The 26,098-nt window shown below is 38.8% G+C and carries 26 protein-coding genes; 8 read left to right on the top strand and 18 right to left on the bottom strand.

Going from position 1 to position 26,098, the window contains the following annotated elements; all coding sequences use genetic code 11:
- Positions 1–5: 5 nt before the first annotated feature.
- Positions 6–944: a beta-ketoacyl-ACP synthase III gene (locus LJY09_RS03555; protein WP_013081747.1), complete on the bottom strand. Its 939-nt coding sequence runs from the start codon at positions 942–944 to the stop codon at positions 6–8.
- Between the two features lie 256 nt (positions 945–1,200).
- Between LJY09_RS03555 and LJY09_RS03550 the strand changes: the two genes are divergently transcribed.
- Entirely contained in the window at positions 1,201–1,401 is a 201-nt protein-coding gene (locus LJY09_RS03550; protein ID WP_028412375.1) for a hypothetical protein, read from the top strand.
- Positions 1,402–1,429: 28 nt separating this feature from the next.
- On the opposite strand, the gene LJY09_RS03545 is transcribed toward LJY09_RS03550, so the two are convergent.
- The 3 genes from LJY09_RS03545 to LJY09_RS03535 form a co-directional block, all read right to left on the bottom strand.
- On the bottom strand, positions 1,430–1,624 hold the full coding sequence (locus tag LJY09_RS03545) for a ComZ family protein (RefSeq protein WP_013081746.1): 195 nt from the start codon (positions 1,622–1,624) through the stop codon (positions 1,430–1,432).
- A 76-nt stretch (positions 1,625–1,700) separates the two neighbouring features.
- Complete coding sequence (locus LJY09_RS03540; protein ID WP_033578042.1) at positions 1,701–2,585, bottom strand: NAD-dependent epimerase/dehydratase family protein; 885 nt, start codon at positions 2,583–2,585, stop codon at positions 1,701–1,703.
- A gap of 181 nt (positions 2,586–2,766) precedes the next feature.
- Entirely contained in the window at positions 2,767–3,507 is a 741-nt protein-coding gene (locus LJY09_RS03535; RefSeq protein WP_013055401.1) for a hypothetical protein, read from the bottom strand.
- 209 nt (positions 3,508–3,716) lie between these two features.
- Here LJY09_RS03535 and LJY09_RS03530 point away from each other — a divergent pair, with 209 nt between their 5' ends.
- Positions 3,717–3,905 carry a YjzD family protein gene (locus tag LJY09_RS03530; protein WP_028412377.1) on the top strand — a complete coding sequence of 63 codons (189 nt, stop codon included), beginning with the start codon at positions 3,717–3,719 and terminating at the stop codon, positions 3,903–3,905.
- A 203-nt stretch (positions 3,906–4,108) separates the two neighbouring features.
- Entirely contained in the window at positions 4,109–4,993 is an 885-nt protein-coding gene (locus LJY09_RS03525; RefSeq protein ID WP_154973591.1) for an NAD(P)-dependent oxidoreductase, read from the top strand.
- A 42-nt stretch (positions 4,994–5,035) separates the two neighbouring features.
- On the opposite strand, the gene galT is transcribed toward LJY09_RS03525, so the two are convergent.
- Both galT and LJY09_RS03515 read right to left on the bottom strand, forming a co-directional pair.
- Entirely contained in the window at positions 5,036–6,559 is a 1,524-nt protein-coding gene (gene galT, locus LJY09_RS03520; RefSeq protein WP_033578040.1) for a UDP-glucose--hexose-1-phosphate uridylyltransferase, read from the bottom strand.
- Positions 6,560–6,589: 30 nt separating this feature from the next.
- Positions 6,590–7,768, bottom strand: coding sequence for a galactokinase (locus LJY09_RS03515; protein WP_228307486.1), 1,179 nt, complete (start codon positions 7,766–7,768; stop codon positions 6,590–6,592).
- 338 nt (positions 7,769–8,106) lie between these two features.
- Here LJY09_RS03515 and LJY09_RS03510 point away from each other — a divergent pair, with 338 nt between their 5' ends.
- Positions 8,107–9,000 (top strand): helix-turn-helix domain-containing protein, encoded by an 894-nt coding sequence (locus LJY09_RS03510; RefSeq protein WP_013081740.1) that lies wholly within the window; start codon positions 8,107–8,109, stop codon positions 8,998–9,000.
- A gap of 28 nt (positions 9,001–9,028) precedes the next feature.
- On the opposite strand, the gene LJY09_RS03505 is transcribed toward LJY09_RS03510, so the two are convergent.
- The 11 genes from LJY09_RS03505 to argC all read right to left on the bottom strand — a co-directional run bounded on the left by LJY09_RS03505 (position 9,029) and on the right by argC (position 22,723).
- Positions 9,029–9,280 (bottom strand): hypothetical protein, encoded by a 252-nt coding sequence (locus LJY09_RS03505; protein WP_014461601.1) that lies wholly within the window; start codon positions 9,278–9,280, stop codon positions 9,029–9,031.
- Between the two features lie 188 nt (positions 9,281–9,468).
- Positions 9,469–12,072: an ATP-dependent chaperone ClpB gene (gene clpB, locus LJY09_RS03500; RefSeq protein ID WP_098113542.1), complete on the bottom strand. Its 2,604-nt coding sequence runs from the start codon at positions 12,070–12,072 to the stop codon at positions 9,469–9,471.
- A 115-nt stretch (positions 12,073–12,187) separates the two neighbouring features.
- Positions 12,188–12,367 (bottom strand): YjzC family protein, encoded by a 180-nt coding sequence (locus LJY09_RS03495; protein ID WP_154973593.1) that lies wholly within the window; start codon positions 12,365–12,367, stop codon positions 12,188–12,190.
- 133 nt (positions 12,368–12,500) lie between these two features.
- The gene (locus LJY09_RS03490; protein WP_028412382.1) at positions 12,501–13,145 is read right to left on the bottom strand and encodes an SDR family oxidoreductase; all 645 of its coding nucleotides are present in this window, start codon (positions 13,143–13,145) and stop codon (positions 12,501–12,503) included.
- 102 nt (positions 13,146–13,247) lie between these two features.
- Positions 13,248–14,198: an ornithine carbamoyltransferase gene (argF, locus tag LJY09_RS03485; protein WP_028412383.1), complete on the bottom strand. Its 951-nt coding sequence runs from the start codon at positions 14,196–14,198 to the stop codon at positions 13,248–13,250.
- Entirely contained in the window at positions 14,195–17,305 is a 3,111-nt protein-coding gene (locus LJY09_RS03480) for a carbamoyl-phosphate synthase (glutamine-hydrolyzing) large subunit (protein WP_154989586.1), read from the bottom strand. Before LJY09_RS03480 ends, argF begins: the two co-directional genes overlap by 4 nt.
- A complete protein-coding gene (locus LJY09_RS03475; RefSeq protein WP_155010430.1) occupies positions 17,298–18,371 on the bottom strand; it encodes a carbamoyl phosphate synthase small subunit in 1,074 nt (357 codons plus the stop codon). Before LJY09_RS03475 ends, LJY09_RS03480 begins: the two co-directional genes overlap by 8 nt.
- Positions 18,372–18,441: 70 nt before the next feature.
- Positions 18,442–19,596, bottom strand: coding sequence for an acetylornithine transaminase (locus LJY09_RS03470; RefSeq protein WP_155010431.1), 1,155 nt, complete (start codon positions 19,594–19,596; stop codon positions 18,442–18,444).
- Entirely contained in the window at positions 19,562–20,386 is an 825-nt protein-coding gene (argB, locus tag LJY09_RS03465; RefSeq protein ID WP_155010432.1) for an acetylglutamate kinase, read from the bottom strand. The genes LJY09_RS03470 and argB overlap by 35 nt, the downstream gene beginning before the upstream one ends.
- Positions 20,387–20,398: 12 nt before the next feature.
- Complete coding sequence (gene argJ, locus LJY09_RS03460) at positions 20,399–21,631, bottom strand: bifunctional ornithine acetyltransferase/N-acetylglutamate synthase (RefSeq protein ID WP_372507730.1); 1,233 nt, start codon at positions 21,629–21,631, stop codon at positions 20,399–20,401.
- Between the two features lie 48 nt (positions 21,632–21,679).
- A complete protein-coding gene (gene argC / locus LJY09_RS03455) occupies positions 21,680–22,723 on the bottom strand; it encodes an N-acetyl-gamma-glutamyl-phosphate reductase (RefSeq protein WP_033578033.1) in 1,044 nt (347 codons plus the stop codon).
- Between the two features lie 353 nt (positions 22,724–23,076).
- On the opposite strand from argC, the gene LJY09_RS03450 reads away from it, so the two are divergent.
- Entirely contained in the window at positions 23,077–23,775 is a 699-nt protein-coding gene (locus LJY09_RS03450; protein WP_033578032.1) for a Crp/Fnr family transcriptional regulator, read from the top strand.
- A 31-nt stretch (positions 23,776–23,806) separates the two neighbouring features.
- Here the strand turns inward: LJY09_RS03450 and LJY09_RS03445 are convergent, their stop codons facing one another.
- Positions 23,807–24,115, bottom strand: coding sequence for a metal-sulfur cluster assembly factor (locus tag LJY09_RS03445; protein ID WP_013055384.1), 309 nt, complete (start codon positions 24,113–24,115; stop codon positions 23,807–23,809).
- A 235-nt stretch (positions 24,116–24,350) separates the two neighbouring features.
- On the opposite strand from LJY09_RS03445, the gene LJY09_RS03440 reads away from it, so the two are divergent.
- The 3 genes from LJY09_RS03440 to LJY09_RS03430 all read left to right on the top strand — a co-directional run bounded on the left by LJY09_RS03440 (position 24,351) and on the right by LJY09_RS03430 (position 26,064).
- Positions 24,351–25,163, top strand: a complete 813-nt coding sequence (locus LJY09_RS03440; protein WP_028412391.1) for a Cof-type HAD-IIB family hydrolase — start codon at positions 24,351–24,353, stop codon at positions 25,161–25,163.
- A gap of 121 nt (positions 25,164–25,284) precedes the next feature.
- A complete protein-coding gene (locus tag LJY09_RS03435) occupies positions 25,285–25,434 on the top strand; it encodes a hypothetical protein (RefSeq protein WP_162200718.1) in 150 nt (49 codons plus the stop codon).
- Between the two features lie 3 nt (positions 25,435–25,437).
- Positions 25,438–26,064 (top strand): DUF3813 family protein, encoded by a 627-nt coding sequence (locus LJY09_RS03430; RefSeq protein ID WP_155010434.1) that lies wholly within the window; start codon positions 25,438–25,440, stop codon positions 26,062–26,064.
- The last annotated feature ends 34 nt before the right edge of the window (positions 26,065–26,098 follow it).

The raw sequence follows: 26,098 nt of genomic DNA, 5'->3' as shown, positions 1-26,098 counted from the left end.
TAGTGTTATTTTCCCCATCTAATGGCAATAGCTCCCCATGTTAAGCCGCCTCCGAAGCCAACCATTACAATTAAATCATCGTCTTGAATTTTCCCTGCTTCAAGCTCATGAACAATTGAAATTGGAATCGATGCTGCTGATGTATTGCCGTAGTATTGGATTGTTTTAGACATTTTTTCTTCAGGCAAGTCTAATCGCTGTCTTGCAGCTTCCATAATACGAATATTCGCTTGATGAGGTACAAGAAAATCAACATCCTCTTTTGTTAAACCTGCTTTTTCAATTACATTAACAGCAGATTCCCCCATTTGTCGAACAGCAAACTTAAATACTTCACGTCCGTTCATGACAATATGATCAAGCTCGTTTTGATACAAGTGCTTGCCTCCTGTACCGTCGGATCCTAGTTCAAAGGATAAAATACCTCGTCCTTCTGACACAGGTCCCATTACAACTGCACCTGCTCCGTCTCCGAATAAAACAGCCGTGTTACGGTCGTCCCAATCTGTAATCTTAGAAAGCTTTTCTACACCGACCACTAATATATGCTTGTAAGCATTAGTTTCAATAAATTGCTTAGCTGTAATCATGCCGTACATAAATCCTGCACATGCTGCACTCACATCGTAAGAAGCTGCTTTTTTTGCTCCCAATTTTTCTTGCAGCATACATGATACTGTAGGAAACGGTTGATCTGGCGTTACCGTAGCAACAATGATCATGTCAATATCTTCTGCCTCGACGTTAGCTTTATGTAAAGCTTCAACTGCTGCTTTATAAGCTAAATCAGATGTGTCCTCGTTATCGGCTGCAATTCGGCGCTCTTGAATACCTGTGCGCGTACGAATCCACTCATCTGATGTATCCATTACTTTTTCAAGATCTAAATTTGTTACAACTTTCTCTGGTACATAACGTCCAATTCCTAGAACACCAGCGTTCATATCAACCTCTCCTTTAAATAAAAGGCTTATATTCCTATAAAACCTATATCTGTCATTTCATTTACCGATTATATAATCAATTATTATGAGTTGGTACTAATTTTACTTCATTTTTTATTTTTTGTCTATATGGGTGTTCGTCCTACTCAGGTATCTATCATGCTACATATAGTAATCATACGGGTCCCTCTTACTCTAGTATGGGACATTAGGTAAGAACTTACCCACCATTAAAATAGTGAAAGGAATGAGTATCATGGCAAGAAGACAAAGAAATGAAGCTTTTTCTGATTTTATGTTTGGAGCTGGGCGCAGAAAATCAAGAGAAGAAAGAGAGCGAGAGGAGTGGGAAAGATTATTCAAACAAATCGATGAAATTGTACTCGCCGTTGAAGAACTAGCTCCTCTTCTTAAACAGTTTGCCCCTTTAGTCGATTTATTTTACAAACAAAAATAACAGCTCGGATTCTACCGAGCTGTTTTCTTTAGTTGTTTTCATTTTCAGCTAATGCATCTTGCTTGCCAAGCTCATAGGCGTCGTTCATTACTTTTGTCAGTAATGTCAATACCGGCTGTACGTGTTCCATTGATAACTCAACGCCTGTTTCATCTAAAATCTGCTTTGCTTCTGGCAAGTACTTCATTGCAATTTGCATGAATTGCATATTTTGCTCTTCCATAGTGAAATCTCCTTTATTAAAAACATTTATTCCTCCTTATATTAGCGAATCTATTCTATAAGTACAACTTTCTCCTTTAATGAAGAGGTAAAAAGAATGTTCTCATATGTTTTTTTTGCAGGTAAATGCCTTCTTTAGCCGTTACTTTGGAAGAAAAATGCAGCAGTTCTTTCGCTTTCCTGCTGATTTCATATTTTTCTTGAGCCGCTTCTTCCTTCACCTCCATATGAGTAATGTTTGCTCCAGCGCTCCAAGGCTGTAATTTTTCTTCAACTAAATGAACCACTTCATATGAATATGCACCAGTTTTACAGCGTCTGAGTGCACTGACGGCGTCTTCAATATAAATAATAAAATCCGTGCCTTCCATAATGGTAAAAGCTTCCTCGTACCCGGCAATATTTTTAGAATAGCACATTGACAAAGGCTGCCAAGGTCCGTAAAGAGTGGGCGTTCTGACAATCATAATGGGCCATCCATCATCTTTATATTTTTCTATCATTCGCTCAAAATGAACGTATAGCCTTCCTTCACTACTGTCCGGTTCTGGAATCGTTGTTTCTTCAATCTTTCGCTGCTGGTCTCCAAATACGCGCATGGTAGAAACAAACACAAATCGAATGTTGAATTGACGGCATTTATTAAGTGCTTGAATGAGTACTTGCTGCGCTTTTTGCATTTCTTGTCTTAAAAAATCAGGATGATAAAAATCTCCTCCATCGAAATACGTGAAGTAGACAATATCCGTTTCTGATGTAATCATATCTAATGAATCGCCTACTTCAGTCGATACATAATTAGCGTTTCGCCCTAAGAAAAATTTCATCTCTTCCTGCAAATCATCTTCTTCTTTATGAGCAGAATGTGTATATCCTTTTACTTCTGTACCTTCGTCTAAAAAAGTCATACATAAATGAAAACCAATAAAGCGGTTTGCCCCTATTACTACTACATTTCCCATATCGCTTCCTCCAATTCTTCATTCATCATTTATTAAACAAAAGCTTAAAGCCCTATAGTTATAGAGAGTACTCATTCCTTATTTCAAAGTAGTTCATCCCTAAAAACATCATGAACTCTCTTTTTCCTTTTATCTCTTATACAAAAAGCCCCTATGATATGTATAATCATAGAAGCTTTGCTTATAACACTTTTTCATGCTGTTTATAAAATTGGAGAAGGGACCGTTCAAATAAATAGTTTTTTTCAGGCAAATAAAGTGAAAGCATAATCGGAGAGTGAAGTTCTTCACGATGTAGTTCATATTTTTTACTGTGTGCAATTGGATAATGAGTAGAGGCATTAGGCGCGGTCCATATCTTCACGGGCAGCGTTGATTTTAATTCCGTAACGGAAGGGTACTCCTTAATTAGCTTTGATACTTGCTTCCGCTCCACTTTATAAGCTTGAGTCAAGTCCTTCGTAAATTGTTTATAAAAGAATTTATTGTTTTTTTCATGTTCTGCATGCGTATGAAGATCAATACACGGATTTAGTAAACCAGCTGATCGAATGAACGTATTCCCGTCATTTTCCATTAGCTGCAGCGCTAACAGAGCCCCCATTCCTTCAGCTAAAATATGAATTCGTTTATTTAAAATTTCTTGTTTCATTACTAAATGATAAAGTTGTTTTGCAAGGTGATATGCTTCAGGAGACCCCCAATGCCGGCCATATAAATTGGAATAAAATACTGTGTATCCTTCATCTTGTAAACATTGCAACAGCTGTGACCTTCCGCCGTGCTGAATCCATAAGCTAGTTGAACTTTCAACAAAATGATCTTTATCACCCAATACTAACACACCGAAACCATTCGGTCGTTCAGGGACATGTACGACATTCCATTGCGTATCTAAGCTAAAAAAGCGTCGATGTATCATAGCTCTTCCTCCGTAACTTACTAGTTGTTCCATACAGTGTATGATAGAACCATAAAAAAGCGCACTAGAATAATGCCTATTTCTGACTTATTGCTCTTTTGTTTCTGCATGGGAGCACGCCCCTTATTTATTCATAAAAAATTCAATTTCTTATTTGACTGCTATATGCTAAAATGAAATCAAACTGTACTGTAAACGAGGTGAATAGAATGCGTGTCGTAATGGCTTTTGTTTGGGGCTTTTTACTAATGAATATGGCAGTGTACGTAATCTCTGCAATGACGGGCGGTACTTACAGTTTCGCAACCGCTTCCATCCTTGGAGTAGTTTTCACGCTAGTTGTAATTTTGATTGGAGAACTGGGTGTACCGAATAAACCAGCAAATAATCAACACTAAAAAGTGTTGGCTGTAAAGCCAGCGCTTTTTTTATTTTTCGGCATAGGTTCTTCTCAGTACTTTCTTTCCTTACCTCGTATTCAAGACATAGGACTGAGAGTGCTTTTCTCTATCTATATATAGTCGGAATCATTGATTATCCCAAACTTTAACTATATAATTTTAGAATAATCAAACTATTAACTTTAGGAGTGAATACTGCTGTGACTAAAGAAAAAATTGGTTTTATCGGAACAGGCGTTATGGGTCAAAGCATGGCCGGGCATTTAATTGACGCAGGATATGAAGTCCTTGTTTATACACGAACAAAAACTCGTGCTCAAGCACTACTTGAAAAAGGGGCCAAATGGAAAGAAACCGTTCAAGAAGTGGCCGAACAATCTGATGTTATTATCACCATGGTAGGCTATCCTCACGATGTAAAAGAGATTTATTTAGGAAAAGACGGCATTATACATAATGCAAAGAAAGGCTGCTATACAATTGATATGACGACATCAAGCCCTATACTTGCTCGTGAGATTTATCAAGCAGCAAAAGAGAAGCACATTCATGCGCTTGACGCTCCTGTTTCAGGAGGAGATATTGGGGCTCAGAAAGCAACCTTAGCGATTATGGTAGGAGGCGATTCTGGAGCATTCTCTGCCGTTACGCCTATTCTTGAAAAAATGGGGACAAATATCGTTCTTCAAGGAAGCGCCGGTGCTGGTCAACATACAAAAATGTGCAATCAAATTGCTATTGCCTCTAATATGATGGGTGTCTGCGAAGCGATACTTTATGCTGAAAAAGCCGGATTAGATCCGAATACCGTTCTAAAAAGTATTGAAACAGGCGCAGCGGGAAGCTGGTCGTTAAGCAATTTAGCTCCTCGCATGATTAAAGGAGACTTCGAACCAGGCTTTTATATTAAACACTTCATTAAAGATATGAAGATTGCCATTGAATCAGCTGAAGAAATGGAGCTGTATACACCCGGGCTAAAATTAGCAAAATCGCTTTATGAACAGCTCGAAAAACAAGGCCAGGATAATAAAGGAACACAGGCTCTGTATACCCTTTTAAAACAGCATGCCCTAACTGTATAAAGACAGGCAGCTCATTACGAGCTGCCTGTTTTTATTAATGATTTACGCTTCATTTAACGAATTCATAAAACGACTGAATGCGAGCTGCCCTTCAGCAGTTTGTTTAAACACACCTGCATGCTCTAAAATAGTCGCAAAGATCAAACCGAGCTCTTGTTGAAGAATGCTTTGGACATTTTCCACTTCAATATGCGGATATTTTTTCTTGATGTGTTCAGCCCACTTCACGTGTTTTTTCACTTGATCATGCCTGCTGGCTACTTCACTCAGGTTATTCTGAACTAACCCTTTGGCCACTAGACTCATTTCGTCTTTCAAACGACCGGGTAAAACCGCAAGCCCCATTACTTCAATTAAACCTATGTTCTCTTTTTTGATATGATGAACTTCTGCATGCGGATGATAAATGCCATCTGGATGCTTGCTGTTTGTTCGATTGTTTCGCAGTACTAAATCTAATTCGTACAAATCCCCTCTTTTCCTAGCAATAGGCGTGACCGTATTGTGAGGAGTTTGATCTGTAAAAGCTAAAATACCAGCACTTTGATCACTATATGATTTCCATTTCTTCAAAATGAAATCCGCTGCTTCCACTAATGGTGCAAGGTGCGAACTTTGAAGACGAACGACCGACATTGGCCAATGAACAATTCCAGCTTTCACGTTTGGATGCGCTTCAAGAGAGAACAATTTATTTATTCTTGCTTTAGCCATAGGAAACTCATGATAGCCTCCTTGAAAGTGATCATGCGTTAAAATAGATCCTCCTACGATGGGTAAATCTGCATTTGACCCTAAAAAATAATGTGGGAATTGTTCAACGAAGGCAAGCAGCCGCTTAAACGTTTGCTTTGAAATATGCATAGGTGTATGCTCACTCGCAAAAACAATGGCATGTTCATTATAATAAACGTAAGGTGAAAACTGCATGTACCACAGCTCTTCCTGCAATTCCACAGGGATAATCCGGTGATTTTGGCGAGCTGGGTGGTTAATGCGGCCTGCATAGCCAGCATTTTCTTTACAGAGCAGGCATAGCGGGTAGTTGCTTTCTTTCAGTGATTTGCTTGCTGCAATTGCTTTTGGATCTTTTTCCGGCTTAGATAAGTTGATAGTAATTTCAAGTTCTCCAAAGTCAGTGTTTGTTACCCATCTTTCGTTTTTAGCAATTCGATCTCTGCGAATATAGTGAATGTCTTTTGACAGCTTATAATAATAGCTTGTGGCTTTTTGAGGGTTTTGCTGATAGTGATCGTAAAAGGTTCGATTAACCTCTGAAGGCATGCTTGCAAAGCATCCCATTATTTTGGTATCGAATAAATCTCTATATGTGATAGAATTATCGGCGATTCGATTGTTTTCGGCAGCCCAATCAAGCATGTTATCTAAAATAGCAGCTGGATGTTCCAAACGTTCTTCTTTAACTTCTACCGTAATACATTCGTCGAGTTCTAACACTTCCAGCAGTTTATTTCTCACCACATCTATATCCCATTTTGTTACTAGATTCTTTTGTAAACCATATTGAATAAGTCGGGTGATTTCTTCATGAATGTTGACTGACATACACTCGTTCCTTTCTCTATCTGTTTTCTCTTATACTGCTTCTAATGTGAGTTCACGCGCTCCTTCTCCAACCGTAACCACATAAAATTCAGCTTCTAAACTCGTTTGCTTATAATAAGCGTCTTTTACTTCCTCAATAAATCTATCAACCTGTGCTTTTTTTACGATACTGATTGTACAGCCTCCAAAGCCTGCACCTGTCATGCGTGATCCAATCACACCTTCTTGCAACCAGGCTGCTTCTACAAGAGCATCTAATTCTTTTCCACTTACTTCATAGTCATCTCGCAGCGAACAGTGCGACTCATTCATCAATTGACCAAATCCTTTTAAATCGCCGTTTTGCAATTTAGCAACCGCTTCTTTTGTGCGTTCATTTTCATATACCGCATGTTTAGCGCGCTTACAATCTACTTCGTTTTGTATTAAAGATTTGTGCTTTTCAAATTGTTCTTTTGTTAAATCACCAAGCGAATCAATGGAAAGTGAAGTTTGCAAATCTGATAGTGCTCTTTCACACTCCATACGGCGCTCATTATATTTTGAATCTGCCAGCCCTCTTCGCTTATTTGTGTTAGAAATAACGAGCACAGCATCTGTTAACTGCAGCGGGCTATACTGGTATTCAAGAGTCTGGCAGTTTAACAATACGGCTTGATTTTCTTTTCCCATTCCAATTGCAAACTGATCCATAATCCCGCAGCTTACGCCGATAAATTCATTTTCAGCTTGCTGCGCCATTTTTACAAGGTCCATCATATCAATATTCAATTCAAGAATTTTATTTAAAAGTACGCATGTGACTAACTCAATTGATGCCGACGATGAAAGCCCTGCTCCGTTAGGAATGTTGCCGAAAAACAAGATATCAAAACCAAAAGGAAGATCATATCCGTGCTTTTTAAAGGTGTCCATTACTCCTTTTGGATAATTAACCCAATCATCCTCGGTTTTGTACGTTAATTGCTCTAAAGAGGATTCAATAACGCCTGCTTCAGAGAAGTTTTTAGAGTACATACGTATTTTTCGATCATGACGTTTTTGTACTACCGCATACGTTCCTATACTCAATGAACAAGGAAAAACATGCCCTCCATTATAATCAGTATGTTCTCCAATTAAATTGACACGCCCTGGTGCAAAAAAGCAGCGAATAGCTTCTGACGAATGAAATATTTGTTTGAACTCTTCGATTAATTTTTCCAGCATTTATTATCACCTATTTTAAGTAGTTTTTTGGAAACGGATTCATATGTACATTGTAAAGTCCAATTTTCCTTGCCTCAATGGTAAAATTCCTATCGATAATCGGTACTTTTTTGCTTATCACTTTAAAAATGATTCTTTTAAATTGATGATGAACTGCTCTTGCGCCAAAAAGGTGTTATCTTCATGGGAGCCTTGACTTGCAAATTATAAGAAAATAATAGATTTAGAGACATTCACCAAAAATAATCATGATATTTTCAAAAAATTATAGAAAAATGAAAGCGATTACGTTAAAGTAAGAATTAAGTACTACTTTATTTCAAAAAGAAGGTGAAAATTTGCTCTCACATTTCCAAGCTCAAGAATATTCAACGTACGCATACAGGTTTTTAGAATCCCGCACAAACGAAGTTGCGCAGCTCTGGTCGGTTGGATGGGATGAAGTTTTCTCGCCCCTTTATAACTGGAGCGGAAATCAGCGAAAAGATGTAGGAAAATATATTTTTCAATACACGGTTTCTGGGTACGGGATGATTGAAATAGATGGACAAGAATATAAAGTGGATGCTGGAAAAGCATTCATCGTCAATATACCTGGAAATTATCGCTATTACTTACCAAAGGAAAGTGAAAACTGGGAGTTTATTTTTCTTACATTATACGGAGATGAAGTACAAAAATGCTGGGATTATATTCAGTCAACCCACTCCCCTGTAATTCGATTTCACCCTGAATCAGCACCTGTTCAGCTGCTTGCTCAGATATATAAGAGGGCAAGTGAAAAACATATAGCAGATCCATTTCATGCCTCAAGCTTATCTTACCGCTTTGTAATGGAGCTGTATCAATATATTAAAAGCATGGACAGTTTTACAGAGGATTGGCCTGAAAGTATCATTAGCTCTATTTTATTTGCCCGCAATCATTATCATGAAGAAATCGGTCCGGATGAAATGGCAGATGCAGCTCATTTATCTCGCTATCATTTTAGCCGGTTATTCAAACAAACAACAGGGATTACGCCGATTCAATATTTAACGAAGCTTCGCATTCAAAAAGCGGCCGAGCTATTGCATCAAACCAAGTATTCAATCGAAGAAATTGCTGAAAACGTCGGCTATGCAAATGCCAATTATTTAACAAAAGTATTTCGTAAAACAACCAATATGACACCCGGGCAGTATCGAAAAAGTGATGCATCCATTGATGAACACTTTGCATTACCAAAATAAAAACGACTTCCATAAAAGGAAGTCGTTTTTATTTTTTATCGGGAATTTCTACTACCACAGAACCTTTTTCGTAAATAAAAGTCAATTTTTTACCCGGGATAATCATATTTTCTAAAATATCTCGTGCAGCTTGAAGTGCAAACTCTGTCCGTTCTGCCTTTTCCTGCACTTCTTCATTTTCAGCTTGAAGATCATTTTTATCCAGCGCTCTTATTTTAGTTAATGCCTGATCTATAAAATCGTATGCTTCGTCATATATAAGCTCTATACGGTCCTTCATGTGCTCATTCATGCTCCTTTGCCCATTTTGTATTATCATAAATGAATTAGATATATTCTACAACCTAAAACTGAATAAGTTTTTACGCTTAGCTCTCACGTATTTTTTTTATTTATTTTAAAAGGGATGCTGCTCTTAATAGCAAAAAAAGACCATTCAAATTATCATGAATGGCCTTTTGAGAAAACTTATACGCTGACAACAAACTCATCATCTTTTACATCAACTGTCACTTGACTATAATCTTCAATTTGCCCTGCAATTAATTCTCTGGCAATTTTTGTTTCAATATATTTTTGAATAAACCTTTTTAAAGGGCGCGCTCCGTATACCGGATCAAACCCGGAGGCCGCAATATGATTTTTTGCTTCTTCTGTTAACATTAACGAAATATGACGATCGGATAAACGCTTTTCAAGCTGAAGCAATAGCTTATCAATAATTCCCTTTACTTCATGAACAGTTAGCGGTTTGAATAAAATCGTGTCGTCTACTCGATTTAAAAATTCTGGGCGAAAATGCTGTCTTAATTGAGCCATCACTTGCTCTCTGGCTTTTTCAGTAATCTCGCCTTCACTTGTTAAACCATCTAATAAAAATTGAGAACCAATATTTGACGTCATAATAATGACTGTATTTTTAAAATCAATGACTTTTCCTTTTGAATCTGTTGCTCTTCCATCATCTAGTATTTGAAGGAGCACGTTAAATACTTCAGGATGAGCTTTTTCAATTTCATCTAACAAAACGACTGAATAAGGCTTGCGTCTCACCGCTTCCGTTAGCTGTCCGCCTTCTTCATACCCTACATAGCCAGGAGGCGCTCCTATAAGCCTAGAGACCGCATGCTTTTCCATGTATTCAGACATATCAATACGAACCATTTGTTCTTCACTGTCAAATAACGAATGTGCCAACGTTTTGGCTAGCTCCGTTTTTCCTACTCCGGTAGGTCCTAGGAAAATAAATGATCCAATTGGGCGGTTCGGGTCTTTAATGCCTGCCCTTGCGCGAATCACAGCATCTGTAACTAAGGATACGGCTTCGTCCTGTCCAATCACACGCTGCTGTAAAATTGACTCAAGCTTCAACAGCTTTTCTCTTTCTCCTTCAACTAGTTTCGACACCGGAATTCCCGTCCATCTTCCTACAATTTCAGCAATTTCTTCTTCCGTTACTTCTTCTCTTAACAAACGGTTTTCTTGTGCTTTTTCAGCAGCTGTTTCTTCCAGCTGTTTTAGTTCTTTTTCAAGAGCTGGAATGCGTCCGTGGCGAAGTTCGGCTGCTTTATTTAAATCATATTTCCCTTCAGCTTCTTCTAGGTCTCGCTTCGCTTTTTCAAGCTGCTCCCGGACATCTTGCACCGTTTGAATCGACTGCTTTTCTTTTTCCCACTGCAGCTTCATTGTATCTGCACGTTCTTTTAAATCAGAGACTTCTTTTCGAATTGCCTCTAACCTTGTGATGCTTGCTTGATCTGTTTCTTTACTTAATGCCGCTTCTTCAATTTCAAGCTGCATGACACGTCGCGTTACTTCATCTAATTCTGATGGCATCGAATCAATTTCTGTTCGAATAGTTGCGCATGCTTCATCAATTAAATCAATTGCTTTATCAGGTAAAAAGCGATCTGAGATATAACGATCCGACATAACCGCTGCTGAAACAATCGCCCGGTCATGAATATTTACACCGTGATGAATTTCAAATCGTTCTTTTAAACCACGTAAGATAGAGATTGTATCTTCTACTGAAGGTTCTTCAACCAGCACCTGTTGAAAGCGTCTTTCAAGAGCTGGATCTTTTTCAATATACTGACGATACTCATCAAGAGTTGTAGCTCCTATACAGTGAAGTTCTCCTCTAGCAAGCATTGGTTTTAAAATATTCCCTGCATCCATCGCTCCGTCCGTACGACCTGCTCCAACGATTGTATGAAGTTCGTCAATAAATAAAAGAATTTGACCGTTGCTTTTCTTAACTTCTTGAAGAACAGCTTTTAAACGCTCTTCAAATTCGCCTCTGAACTTCGCTCCTGCTACTAAAGCTCCCATATCTAATGAGAAGATGGTTTTATCTTTTAATCCCTCAGGCACATCTCTACGAACAATACGCTGTGCTAGACCTTCAACAATCGCTGTTTTACCAACGCCAGGTTCTCCAATCAAAACTGGATTGTTTTTTGTTTTTCGCGATAAAATGCGGATAACGCGGCGAATTTCTCCGTCTCGTCCAATGACTGGATCAATGTTCCCTGCTCGTACTTCTGCCACTAAGTCTCTTCCATATTTAGCTAACGCTTCATATGTAACTTCCGGATTTTGACTTGTAATTCGCTGATTTCCTCGAAGGCTAGTAAGCACATCTTGCAAAGCTTTTTTTGTTATACCGTGACTTGAAAATAACTTGCCATATTCACTAGAAGACGGTTCCTGTGCTAAGGCTAAAAAGATGTGCTCAACTGAAACATAATCATCTTGCAGACGAGATGCTTCTTCTTGAGCTTTGACAAACAGCTGCTGGAGTTTATTTGTAATATAAACTTTCCCTGCTTCAGCTCCACTTCCTGTAACGGCAGGTTTTTTCGCAAGCAGTTGATTTACCTGCTGCTGAAAAGATTGATGATCTATATGTAAATGATCTAATATGCGAGGAGCAATACCATCTTGCTGATGAATAAGCGTATAAAGCAAATGAGCAATATCCACTTCCTGCTGATTTCGTTTAATAGCTTCGGACTGCGCTTCCATCACGCCTTCTTGCAATTTTTGGGTCATTTTATTTATGTCCATTGAACATCCTCCTTCGATACATTTGACCTTTATTGACCTTTATTTCATTATACCCAGCAATGGGAAAACAAGTAAAGCCATTCAATTTAGAATGGCTTCTTTATTTTTTTACTATTTAAGGCTTGCGAATGTATGTCCAGTGGCGATCATCGTTTGCCGTCTCTGGAAAACGCTCTCCTGCTTTTAATTTAACCTTTTGAGGATTATTTACGTTGCTTCCTGTTTCACCAATTTCAATATACACTCCGTTATTAGGAGCTTTTTGACCCGGTGTGAAATGACGATTTTGTCCCATTGTCCTGCCTCCTCATTCCTGAAATGAAATGTTCTCCTATACTATTCCCTTAAGATTTCCGTTTCATAATGGAGATGTTTTCATATTAGGAACAGAACAGAAAAGAGCAGACCTTTAGATCTGCCCTTTTGTATCAATGAGTAAATTTAATAGCTTGTTCAATTTCAGTTTCTCCGGCTAACATTTCAAACGTTTTTCCTATCGTAGCTTCTTCGTTTAGGCATTCTACAAGCACGGTTGCTACATCTGCTCGAGGAATCGTCTGAGATTTATCTTCAATATCATTATTGATATCAATTTTTCCAGTAGCTGAATCATTCGATAAAGTTCCTGGTCGTACAATTGTATATTGCAGATTAGACTGCTTTAAGTATTCATCCGCTATCGCTTTAGCACGCAGGTAAAGTTGTAAGCCTTCTGGTCCTTGTTCAGGTGCATCTGTTCCCATTGAACTTAACATAACAAAGCGCTTCACACCTTGATTTTTTGCTTCATCAATGATATTTTTAGCACCGTTTTGATCCACAGCGATTGTTTTTTCGTCTCCCGTATGTCCTCCAGAACCTGCTGCAAATATGACAGCATCCATACCTCTTAAAGCATCTGAAACATCTTGCTCCAAGTCACCAAGTACAACGTTAGCGCCCAGCTTTTTTAAAGCGTCTGCTTGTTTTTCGTCGCGAATCATCGCATAAGCTTCATGCTGCTTGCTGTTTGCGACTTTTTCTACCACTTGTTTTCCCGTTGTTCCGTTTGCTCCAACAACTAATACTTTCATCATAAATCACCTTTCGTTCTGTTTAGTATACAACTGGTGTTCCCACAATTAATTCCCTTTAAACAAAAAAACCTTTCTGATATTCTCAGAAAGGTTTTTTTCTTAGCCTAAAATTGCTTGAAGCAAGGCCTTTTGTACATGCATACGATTTCCAGCCTGCTGGAAAACAACCGAATTTGGTCCGTCAATAATGCTTGCTGTCACTTCTTCTTCACGATGCGCAGGCAAGCAGTGGAGAAATAAATAGTCTGACTTCGCATGGGCAGCTAGCTCTTCATTTACTTGATAAGGAGCAAATATTTTCAAGCGCTGCTGTGCTTCTTCTTCCTGTCCCATACTTGTCCACACGTCTGCATAAATAGCATCGGCATTTTTTACAGCCTCTACAGGATCTTTTGTAATCGTAACCTTCGCACCCGTTTTAGCAGCTACTTCATTAACATAAGCTGTTACAAAGTCTTTTGGCTCATATCCGTCAGGGCATCCAATTGAAATATCTATTCCCATTTTTGCACATGCAATCATTAAGGAATGCGCTACATTATTTCCGTCTCCAACATAAGCTACTTTTAGCCCATCAAATGATTTCTTGTGCTCGTAAATCGTTAATAAATCAGCTAGAGCCTGACAAGGATGATAATCATCTGTCAAACCATTAATAACGGGAATGGATGCGTAATCTGCAAGCTCTTCGATCTTGCTATGTTCAAACGTACGAATCATGATAGCATCGATGAATTCAGATAGTACGCGTGCTGTATCAGCAATCGTTTCTCCGCGTCCAATTTGTAAATCCTGGCTGCTTAAAAAGAGGGCGTTTCCTCCAAGCTGCATCATTCCCGCTTCAAATGAGACTCTTGTTCTTGTTGAAGATTTTTCAAAAATGAGCCCCAGCGTTTTTCCTTTTAACGATGTGACGATTTCACCATTTTTATGCTTTTCTTTCAGCTCAATGGCGCTTTCTAAAAGTGACATAATATCGTCTGATGATAAATCTTTAAGCGTAAGCAAATCTTTTCCCTTTAAATTCGTATTTACCGATACTGTACTCATGATACTGTCACTTCCTTTTTAGTTTTTTGAAACCATTCTTGTAGTGATGAAACGTGATATTCATCGACTTGGAACGATTGGAAAAATAGCGAAGCCGTTTCTGCCTCCGTCATAACCATTAAACCGTGTTTTAATGCTGACATACGGCTTTCTTTATCTTCAGGCTGTAAACTTACATATAATAAAGCTTCTTTCGTTTTTACCCATTCACTAACTTCTTTATCTTTAACAAGAGTTAATCCCGCGCTTTGCGCAAGTTCTTCAAGGCCCTGTGCTTCTCCGTTAATATACACTTCTGCAGCACCTTTTTTACTTAACACATACTGATGGAATACTTTTTTTGCTGCTTCTTCAATCGTTGAAGAAATCGCAATTCCTTCACCAGTTGACTTCATTTCTGGTCCAACAAGCGGATCAACTCCTGATAATTTACTTGTCGAAAACACTGGAAACTTAATAGTTGTATAAGCCGGATCCGGCAATAAACCTAGCTTCTCGCTAATTTCCGACAATGATTTCCCAAGCAATATTTGAGTTGATAGCGAAACAAGCGGCGTGTTGCACACTTTGCTTACTACAGGCACTGTACGGCTGGCACGCGGATTAACTTCCAGCATGTAGACTTCATCGTTGTAAATAACATATTGGATATTCATAATCCCTTTATATTGAAGTTTGTTTACAATTTTTTGAGCGTAGCTCACCATTTTTTCTTTATGTGCTGCTTCTACTGTTTTTGCTGGTAAAAGCGCATAGCTGTCTCCTGAATGAACGCCGGCTTTTTCAATATGTTCAACGATTGTCGGAATCAACACATCTTTTCCGTCTGCTACAACATCAATTTCTGCTTCTTTTCCAGGGAAGTAAGCATCAATAAGCATTGGGAAATGAGACGCTTTAATAGCTGGTAAACAAGCCTGCAGCTCCGTTTCATTTTGAATTGTCAGCATTCCTTTTCCGCCAATGACGTAAGAAGGACGAATAAGTAATGGGAATCCCATAGCTTTTGCTTTTTGTACAAGTTCTTGCTCATCTTTCGCCATTTCACCTGGGATATGCGGAATATCACAGTCGTCTAAGAGCTTATAAAACAGGTCGCGATCTTCAAGTGCATCAATAACATCATTTGTAATCCCTAGTAAATTGACGCCAGCTTCTTCTAGCCCTTTAACAAGCGAAATAGCCGTTTGACCTCCGTATTGAACAATTACATCCGTCACATTTTCAGCATCAAGAACGTTTAGCACATCTTCTACTGTTACAGGTTCAAAATATAAGCGGTCTGCTACTTCAAAATCCGTACTTACCGTTTCTGGATTGTTGTTAATTAAAATTGTTTCGTATCCTTCTTTTTCAAGAGCTAACACACCGTGTACAGAACTGTAGTCGAATTCTACTCCTTGGCCGATACGAATCGGTCCAGAACCGATAATCGCAACTTTTTTATTCGTTGATGGTTCAATCTCACTCTCGCCATAATAACTAGAGTAGAAATAAGCCGTAGAGGATTCGAACTCCGCTGCACATGTATCTACCATTTTGTAGCTTGGCGTAATATGTAGTGCTTTACGTTTCGCTCTTACGTCAAGCTCTGGCACGTTCCATACGCTTGCTAGATACGCATCTGTAAAACCATGCTCCTTCACTTGCTTGAAGTGTTCAGCTGTAATGGAATCAAAACGTACTTCCTTCAAAGAGGCTTCCATTTTAATCAGCTGCGTAAAGTGTGTTAAATAGAAATAATCAATTTGCGTTACTTCATGGATATACTCAGGCGTTGTACCGCGACGTAAAAGCTCAAGGATAACAAAAATACGCTCATCGCTTTGTTCGCCAAGCTTGCTTTTTAATTCATCCGTTGAAAGTTCTTGCAGTTCTTCTACTTCCAATCCTTGTAAATCAATTTCTAAAGAAGACAGTGCCTTTTGGAAGCTACGTGTAAAGTTACGGTCAATAGCCATTACTTCTCCAGTTGCTTTCATTTGCGTGCCAAGCGTTCTCTCCGCGTAGAAAAACTTGTCAAACGGCCATCTTGGAAATTTCACTACTACATAGTCAAGAGCTGGTTCGAAGCTTGCATATGTGTCTCCTGTTACAGGATTTAATAACTCATGAAGCGTGTAGCCTACTGATAGTTTTGCAGCAATTTTAGCAATCGGATAGCCCGTTGCTTTTGATGCAAGAGCAGACGAACGGCTCACACGCGGATTTACTTCAATTAAATAGTACTGCTTGCTTTTTGGATCAAGCGCAAACTGAATGTTGCAACCTCCAATAATGCCAAGCGATGAAATAATTTTAACTGAAGCCGAACGAAGCATTTGATATTCCACGTCGGTTAACGTTTGAGAAGGAGCAACGACTACCGAATCTCCAGTATGAACACCCACGGGATCAATATTTTCCATGTTACAAATTGTAATGCACGTATTGTTCACGTCACGCATAACCTCGTACTCAACCTCTTTAAATCCAGCGATGCTTTTTTCAATTAAGCATTGAGTAATAGCACTTTCACGTAAACCTGACGCTGAAAGTTTTTCAAGTTCTTCCATAGAATGAGCAATTCCTCCGCCCGTTCCGCCTAACGTATAAGCAGGACGTACAATAACAGGAAAACCAATTTTCTCGGCAAAAGCTAATGCTTCTTCTACTTTTGTGACAACTTCACTTTCCGGCACCGGTTCATTTAGTTCATTCATTAATGCACGGAACTCTTCACGGCTTTCACCTTTTTTGATTGATTCAATCGGTGTTCCTAAAAGTTTCACATCGTATTTTGGCAAAATATTTTGTTCATGAAGCTCAAGGGCTAAGTTTAAACCCGTCTGTCCGCCTAATGTAGCTAACAAACCATCCGGCTTTTCTTTTGCAATAATTTTCTCTACGCAGTCTACTGTTAATGGTTCAAAATAGATTCGATCTGCTACGTGAGTGTCCGTCATAATCGTAGCTGGATTATTATTGATTAAGATAACTTCATAACCTTCTTCTTTTAATGACAAGCATGCCTGAGTTCCTGAATAATCAAATTCTGCTGCTTGCCCAATTACGATTGGTCCTGATCCGATTACTAAAATCTTTTTTAATGTTTGGTCTTTAGGCATATACTTTTCCGCTCCCTACTTGCTGTACTTTCGTCATAAATTCATCAAAGATATACGTGCTGTCACTTGGTCCAGGATGTGCTTCTGGATGATATTGAACCGAAATAACAGGAAGGTCTTTATGCATTAAACCTTCAACCGATCCGTCATTCACATTTTTAAATCGAACGCTTAATGGCGTAGACGTAATCGTCTGTTCATCTACGACATAGCTATGGTTTTGAGACGTCATACACACTTTGTTAGTCGTTAAATCAATTACAGGCTGATTAGCTCCTCGGTGACCGAACGCCAGCTTTTTGGTTTCTGCCCCAAAAGCAAGCCCAATTAACTGATGTCCAAAGCAAATTCCCAAAGTTGGATACGCTGAAATAATTTCTTTTAATTCATCCAGCTGACTGCTTACTTGAGTTGGATCTCCAGGTCCGTTTGATAAGACAATGCCATCCGGCTGCAGCTCTTTTACTTTTGAAGAGCTTGTAGAATAAGGAACAACCGTTACTTTGCACTCTCGATTTAGCAGCTCTTGTAAAATTGATTTTTTATAGCCAAAGTCCATTAATACAACGTGTTTTTCACCGTTTCCGTAAGTAACAGGCTCTTTTGTTGACACTTCTTTTACTACATATCCATCGCATTCAGCAGTAAATGCTGGCGACTCAGCAGATGCCGAAAAGGCAGATTGCATCGTACCTTCTTTTCGAATTCGTTTTACGACCGCTCTCGTATCCACATGTGTAATAAGCGGAATGTTCCATTTCTTTAAATATTGTTTGAAGCTGTACATCGCTTCGTAATGGAACCCTTCATCTGAACATTCGTATACGACAACGCCTGCTACGTGAGGCTTTTTGCTTTCATAATCTTTCTCATTGATACCATAGTTCCCAATCAAAGGGTACGTAAAGACGATAATTTGATCTTTGTAAGATGGATCAGTCACAACTTCTTGATAACCAGTCATTCCAGTAAAGAAAACAATTTCTCCTTCTGCCTGGTGCGTTGCTGTATGTTCAATGTGTCCGGCGAACGAATCGCCGTTTGCTAAGTGTAAATATCCGTTCATTGTGCATCCCTCTTCGAATAATTATTTATAAAACAGAATTTTTATACAAACATATTCAAAAAAATTTGTATTATGAAGTAATTTTTGTTTGGCTAAACGCTTCTTCAATGATATGAATCGCTTGGTCTAACTCTTCTTTTGTTACAGTTAAAGGCGGCAGCAATCGTACTACATGCGGTCCTGCTCCCAGTGCTAGCAATCCTTTTTCACGCATTGCTGCAAGCAATGCCGACTGATGTTCTCCGCATTCAATTCCAATCATAAAACCTTTTCCGCGAACATCTTTTACAAATGAATAATCTGCTACGCTATTTTTCAAAGCGTTGGTAAAATAAAGGCTTTTTTCTGCAACCTCTGCTAAAAATGCTTCGTTAAAAATAATGTTTAAAGTTGCTTTAGCTGAAGCTAATGCAATTGGATTTCCTCCAAAGGTTGTTCCGTGAGTACCAGGTCCAAACGCTTCTTTGAGATAGCCTTTTCCAATCATCGCACCAACCGGCATTCCGCTTCCTAACCCTTTAGCTGCTGTAATAATATCTGGTGACACATTAAAATGCTGATAGGCAAATGGTTTTCCTGTTCTGCCGATTCCAGTTTGCACTTCATCGACTATAAACAGTGCTTCGTGCTTTTTACACAGCTCTTGAATAGTTAATAAAAATGCTTCGGTTCCTGGAACAACTCCGCCTTCTCCTTGAATGACTTCAACCATAATTGCTGCTACGCTGTCGTCCATTTCCTGTTTTAATGCTTCTTCATCATTGTATGGCAAGTAAACAAACTCATTAACAAGAGGACCGAAGCCATCATGAATTTTTGCCTGCCCTGTAGCTGTCATGGTAGCAAATGTACGTCCATGAAATGATTTTGTAAAGGTAATGATTTTATGTTTTTGCGTGTACTTGCGCGCTAATTTAATCGCCGCTTCGTTGGCTTCTGCACCGCTGTTACAGAAGAATACTGCATCACCGTTTGAATGTTCCACAAGCTTACCTGCTACATCTTCTTGAATCGATTGATGAAATAAATTTGACACGTGCCACACTTTATTTAACTGCTCTTCGATCGCTTTTTGAACATCAGGATGACGATGGCCTACGTTACAGACAGCGATACCTGAAATAAAATCTAAATACTCATTTCCTTTGTTATCTATTAATTTTGTTCCTTGCGCCTCTTCCACATGGATATCAAACCGTTGATATGTTGGAAACAATGAACTCATCGCTATCTTCTCCACCTTTTCCACTATATTTAATTGCTGTACCAATCAGCTTTCCTTCCTTATCTAAAAATCCATCAGTTCCGCTAATAATATGAACTTCTTCAAGTAAAGGAGATAACGCATTTACCGCTGATGTCACTTTTGGAATCATTCCGCCGTAAATTACTTTTTCTTCAATAAGTGCATCAATCTCTGACTTTGTAAGTTCAGGAAGCAATGCTCCATCCTTTAATACACCTTTTACATCCGTCACAAACATCAGCTTTTCAGCATTTACTGCTTGTGCAACGGCTCCGGCTGCCACGTCAGCATTAATATTATAGCTATTACCTTCTTCATCGGCTCCAATGGAAGAAATAACCGGAATGTACTGACTGTCAGTTAGTTGTTTTAATAATGTATCGTTTACGCCTTTTACTTCTCCAACGTAACCTAGACGTTCAACATCGATAGCCTCTGCTTTAAGCAACGATCCATCAATTCCTGATAGTCCTACTGCTTTTAAGTTCGCTTTTTGTAGTTCTTTTACAAGATGCTTATTAACTTTGCCTGCTAATACCATCGTCACAACTTCTAATGCTTCTTTGGACGTTTTTCGAAGCCCATCTACAAATTCCGTTTCAATGTGAAGCTTGGTAAGCGTATCTTGAATATCAGGCCCGCCTCCGTGCACAACAATGATCTGATATCCACTCGCTTTTAACTGCTGAATACTTTCAAAAAAAGCGCTTGTTAACTGATTGATAATGCTGCCTCCGCATTTTACAACGACGATTTGTTCACTGCTCATTTCACTCTCTCCTTACGTTCGATAACTGGCGTTGATTTTCACATAATCGTAAGTCAAATCGCAGCCCCACGCCTTGCCAATTCCATTTCCCTGCTGCAAGTCAACATAGACTTCAACCGTATCATTTTCTAAATAAGCTTTTGCTTCTTCTTCACTAAATGAAACAGGCTGGCTGTTTTTTAGCATTTGGATATCACCTAACGAAACGTTCACTGCTTCTGGATTAAGCGCTACGCCGCTGTAGCCAACTGAACAAATAATTCGTCCCCAATTGGCATCGGCTCCATACATGGCCGTTTTCACTAAGTTCGAGCCTACAATTTGTTTAGCAATCACATTTGCCTCTTCGTTTGTATGAGCACCAGATACGTTTACTTCAATTAGTTTTGTTGCTCCTTCACCGTCGCGTGCAATTTGTTTGGCTAAATCTTCACACGTCAAGCGCAGTGCTTCATAAAATGACGTCCATTCAGGATGATCTGGTGTAAGCGGCTGGTGATCAGCTTTTCCATTTGCTAAAACAACAACCATATCATTCGTAGACGTATCACCATCTACTGTAATTTGATTAAAGCTTTTATTTGTAATAGAACCCAGCGCATCTTGTAGTACTGAAGCTTCAACCTTAGCATCCGTTGTGATAAAGCTAAGCATCGTAGCCATATTCGGGTGAATCATACCTGATCCTTTCGCTGTGCCGCCAATCGTAACCGTTTTGCCGTCAATGGCTGTTTGATAGCAAGCTGACTTCATTACGGTATCTGTTGTTAAAATAGCCGTTTGAAATTCTTCTGCTTTTTCTTTGTTCGACGAAGGACTTAATAACCCAATGCCCTTCACGATTTTTTCCATATCTAGAAGCTCTCCAATTACCCCTGTAGAAGCTACCGCTACATGATGAGGTAGAATATTAAGCTTTTCTGCACATGTATTTCGCATTTGGTATGCATCTTTTAATCCTTGTTCTCCAGTACATGCATTTGCACATGCGCTGTTCACAACGATCGCTTGCAGCTTCTGCTCTACTGCTACACTTTCTTTTGTAACAGCTAAAGGCGCTGCTTGGAAGGCATTAAGCGTGTAAACAGCTGCGCAATTAGCTGGCACATCACTTACAATAACTCCTAAATCTTTTTTAGCATAACGTAAACCAGCGTGAACGCCATCTGCTGAAAAACCTAGCGGCGTTACAATTGTACCGTTCTCTATTTTCTTTATCTTTTCTTTCGTTTGTTTAACCGTAATCACTATACGTTCCCTCCTGCTTTTATCGTGATTAGTGATGCTGTGCTTTTATGGGAAGACAGGCAGTAGTCCAATACCCGTTTGCTGTTCAAATCCCATCATGATATTGGCATTTTGAATGGCCTGACCGGCTGCCCCTTTAACTAAGTTATCAATGACAGAAACAATCGTGACACGCTTTGTTCGTTCGTCAAATGCAATACCAATATCGCAATAATTTGATGCACTTACTTCTTTAGTAGACGGAAATTCACCAGCTTTTCGAACGCGAACGAATGGGGAGTTTTGATATGTATCTACATATAGCTGATGAAGCTCTTGTACTGAGCTCTCTTCAGAAAGTTCAGCGTATATCGTACTCATAATCCCTCGCGTCATTGGAACTAAGTGCGTACTGAACGTAACATGGCCAATTTCCTCATCCCACTTTTCTAAAATAGATTCAATTTCTGGGATATGCTGATGCTGATTAACTTTGTATATTTTCATATTTTCATTGATTTCAGCATAATGAGCCATTTGCGAAAGACCACGTCCTGCTCCTGAAATTCCGGACTTTGCATCAATGATAATAGAGTTTGATTTCACCATTTGTTTACTAACGAGAGGCGCTAGCCCAAGCAGTGTAGCTGTTGGATAACAACCCGGGTTCGCAACGAACGTACTGCTTTCAACTTCTTCTGCAAACCATTCCGCTAACCCATACACGGACTGTTGTAAAAACGCTTCGGCTGCAGCAGGCTTTTTGTACCACTTTTCATAAAGAGCTTCTGTTTTTAATCTAAAATCTCCAGATAAATCTACCACTTTTATTCCTTCTTCTATTAATTGAGGTACAAGTTTGCTAGAAACACCGGACGGAGTTGCTGTAAACACTAAGTCTAATTCTTTGGCCATGTTCTTAGGGTTTATATCTTGCAGTGTATATACAGTATTAGAAAGGTGAGGATAAACTTCTGCTAGTTCCATCCCATCCTGAGAGGATGAATAAACTGCATAAACATGAAAATGCGGGTGATTCGCTAACAAACGAATCAGTTCTACTCCTCCATACCCTGTTGCTCCAACAATTCCTACCTTGTATTCTTTCATTTTAAAACTCCTTTTTCCACGTATCTATTTGAATTATTTATCATTATAATACCGTATAAAAATAAAATCAAATGAATATTTAAAAAAAACCAACACTTTATTCTATATTTTTAAACATTTTTATTTATTCATAAGTTTTTATTTTTATAACTATCTTTCTATTTTTGTTTAGAAATTGTTCACAGATAGTTTTGGAAAACACTGGTTGTTTTTGTGTATAATAAGAGTATCGATAAAAATCATCCGTATGACATTTCTTCATACGGCTAGTGGACGTACAGGATATACAGACTGTTCTAACTTAATAGATTAATAAGTAACAGTCGCAAAAATTTTGAGTAAAAGGTGATAACATGATGAACATCACAACGGATTCTTTTTCAAATGAGCTGCAGCAATTTTTTATGGACTTTGATCATAAAATTTCGTTTAAAAAAGGTGACTTTCTCTTTCAAGAAGGGTCACCTTCAACTCATTTATTTTTTATTACTTCTGGAGCTGTACAAGTAAGTAAAGTGACGCCGGAAGGACGCGAACTGACGCTTCAGCTGGCAAGTTCAGGAGACTTAATCGGGGAAGTTATGCTGTTTTGCGGATCTACTCCCCATATGCTTCAAGCAAAAGCCATTGAACCTTGTACAGCGATCAGCATTCAAAAACGGGTGTTAGAAAACGAACTAGCACAATACCCTGCTCTTTCCATGGAGTACATGAAGTGGATGGGACTTCAAATTAAGCGAATGCAGACAAAGTTTAGAGACTTAATTCTAAATGGAAAAAAAGGAGCTCTCTATTCTACGCTGATTCGCATGTCCAATAGTTTTGGGGTAATGAAGCCAAATGGTATTTTATTAAACGTAACGTTGACAAATCAAGAGATCGCTAATCTATGCGGGACATCCCGAGAAGTGGTCAATCGTATGCTCGCTGAGTTGCGAAAAAATGAAGTAATCTCAATGACAGATGGAAAAATTATCATTCATAAGCTCTCTTTTTTAAAGAAAGAAATAGACTGTGAAGACTGCCCTGTGGAATTGTGCAGAATTGAATAAGAAAAAAAGCCATCGTTGATGGCTTTTTTTCTTATTGAACACCTAATGCAATTTTAGCGTAGCGCGTCATGCGATCTTTATCCCATGGCGGGTTAAATGTGATATTCACTTCTACATTTTCTACTTCTTCAAGAGAAATTAATTGTTTTTTCACTTGTTCGCCAATCACACCCGCTAGCGGGCAGCCAATAGAAGTTAACGTCATCGTCACGATAACCGTGTTGTTTTCTTCCATTTCCACCCCGTAAACTAAGCCTAAATTTACGATATCAACGCCAAGCTCTGGATCAATTACTTCTTCTAGTGATTCCATGATTTTATCTTCTAACTGTTTATCCATATTCATTCTCCTTTCTTTTACTTCCGTAATTATCTTCACGTATTAAATATACCCTTAAACAATTTATCGTAAGCAATCAATAACTATGTCTTACACCGTAACAAGACAACTTTTGCATGTCAATCGTTCTGCTTTGCTCATAAGGAAAAGTTGTGTAAAATATGGGAATACAAGCATGAATATTAGTAGAATTCAATATAATCGTATAACTACTTCAATTTAAAAGGAGCCCTATATGAGAAACGATCAACACTTAATCGCCTTAGATCTGGATGGAACATTGTTAACGAATGAAAAAACCATTTCACCTAAAACAAAACGGGTATTAGAAAAAGCCAAACAAGACGGACATATTGTAATGATTGCAACTGGAAGACCTTATCGTTCCAGTGCTATGTATTACAGCGAATTAGATTTATCCACGCCTATCGTAAACTTTAACGGAGCGCTTGTCCATCATCCCCTTCAGCCTGATTTTGGCACGCATCACGAACCTTTAAATCGCCGAACTGTTCATGACATTGTGACAGCTATGCAAGACTATCGCATCAACAATATCATGGCAGAAGTACAAGATGATGTGTATCTTCATTTTGAAGATCGAAAATTAATGGATGTACTCAGCCTAGGGGATCCTAAATTACAAACGGGTGATTTGCGTCATACGCTGCAGCACGATCCAACGTCTATTCTAATTCACGCAGATGAAGAACATGTACAAGATATACGCTCTCACCTTTCAGATGTTCATGCAGAAGTACTAGAACATAGACGCTGGGGAGCACCTTGGCATGTCGTTGAAATTGTAAAAAAAGGACTTAATAAAGCTGTAGGTCTTGAGCGCGTAGCTAATCATTATCAAATTCCTCGCGAACGAATTATTGCATTTGGAGATGAAGACAATGATTTTGAAATGATTAAATTTGCAGGACACGGTATCGCCATGGAAAATGGTATTAGCGAATTAAAGCAGCTAGCGCGTGAAGTAACAAAATCGAATGAAAATGATGGTATTGCTTATTATTTGGAAAAAACGTTAAATTTATAACTTAGCTTTTTTTGAAAAGCAAGGTAAATTTTTATCGCTATCATTTTTTTTATTTAGCACACACTATAACCGACACTTCTTAAGGTGTCGGTTTTATTTATATTACGAGGAGGAATTTATGATGGGCAGAGGCAATCGATCAAAACGTTTTGTGAAACAAGGTGCAGACGCAGTTCAAAAACATGATGAACGAATTCCTTATCATATGACTATGGCGGAGGCAGAAGCATTTCAAGCTCACCAGCGCCAAACTCCTCATGGAGGACAGTAACTTATGAAAAATTCACTTTTTGGTCAAGTAAAAGATGCGATTCGAAACGCAGTATCCGGCCATTCAGAAGATCAGCTTCATCGTCAAAAGCACGGCAACGGTGAACTTGATATTTCAGAAGGCGTATTAAATAGTATTGCTTCTAACGCTTCTCCTGAGGAGCAAGAGCAGCTGAAGCAATTCCAAAACTCATTGCATCAAGCGTATGATACAGATGGAGAATCACATGGGCGCGAGAAAAGTGCAGACATTACGTCCGATACGCTGTCTCATATCGTTCAGAATGCTTCTTCCGAAGAGAAGGCACAGCTTGAACAGCTTCAAAGCACTTTAGAAGGCGGTCAGTCTCACGCTCACGGTGAAGCTCACACGTCTAGTGAAAACGTGGCAGCTGATATGCTGTCTCATGCACAGCAAAGCGCTTCTCCTGAAGAACAAGCTCAGCTTCAACAGCTTCAGAATACATTGGGAGCTGCTGGTCAAAATCATCAAACGTCTCAGGCTCATACGTCTGCAGCTTCTGATGAAAACATTGCAGCTGATATGCTGTCTCATGCGCAGCAAAATGCTTCTCCTGAAGAACAAGCTCAGCTTCAAGAACTTTCTAATGACTTAAAAGGCACACATTAATAAAAAAGAGTCCAGGTAATGAATACCTGGACTC

Source organism: Priestia sp. J2 (genome assembly GCF_020790095.1).
Classification (GTDB): domain Bacteria; phylum Bacillota; class Bacilli; order Bacillales; family Bacillaceae_H; genus Priestia; species Priestia zanthoxyli.
The sequence above is the reverse complement of the archived record's forward strand: the minus strand, read 5'-3'. Positions and strand labels throughout refer to the sequence as shown.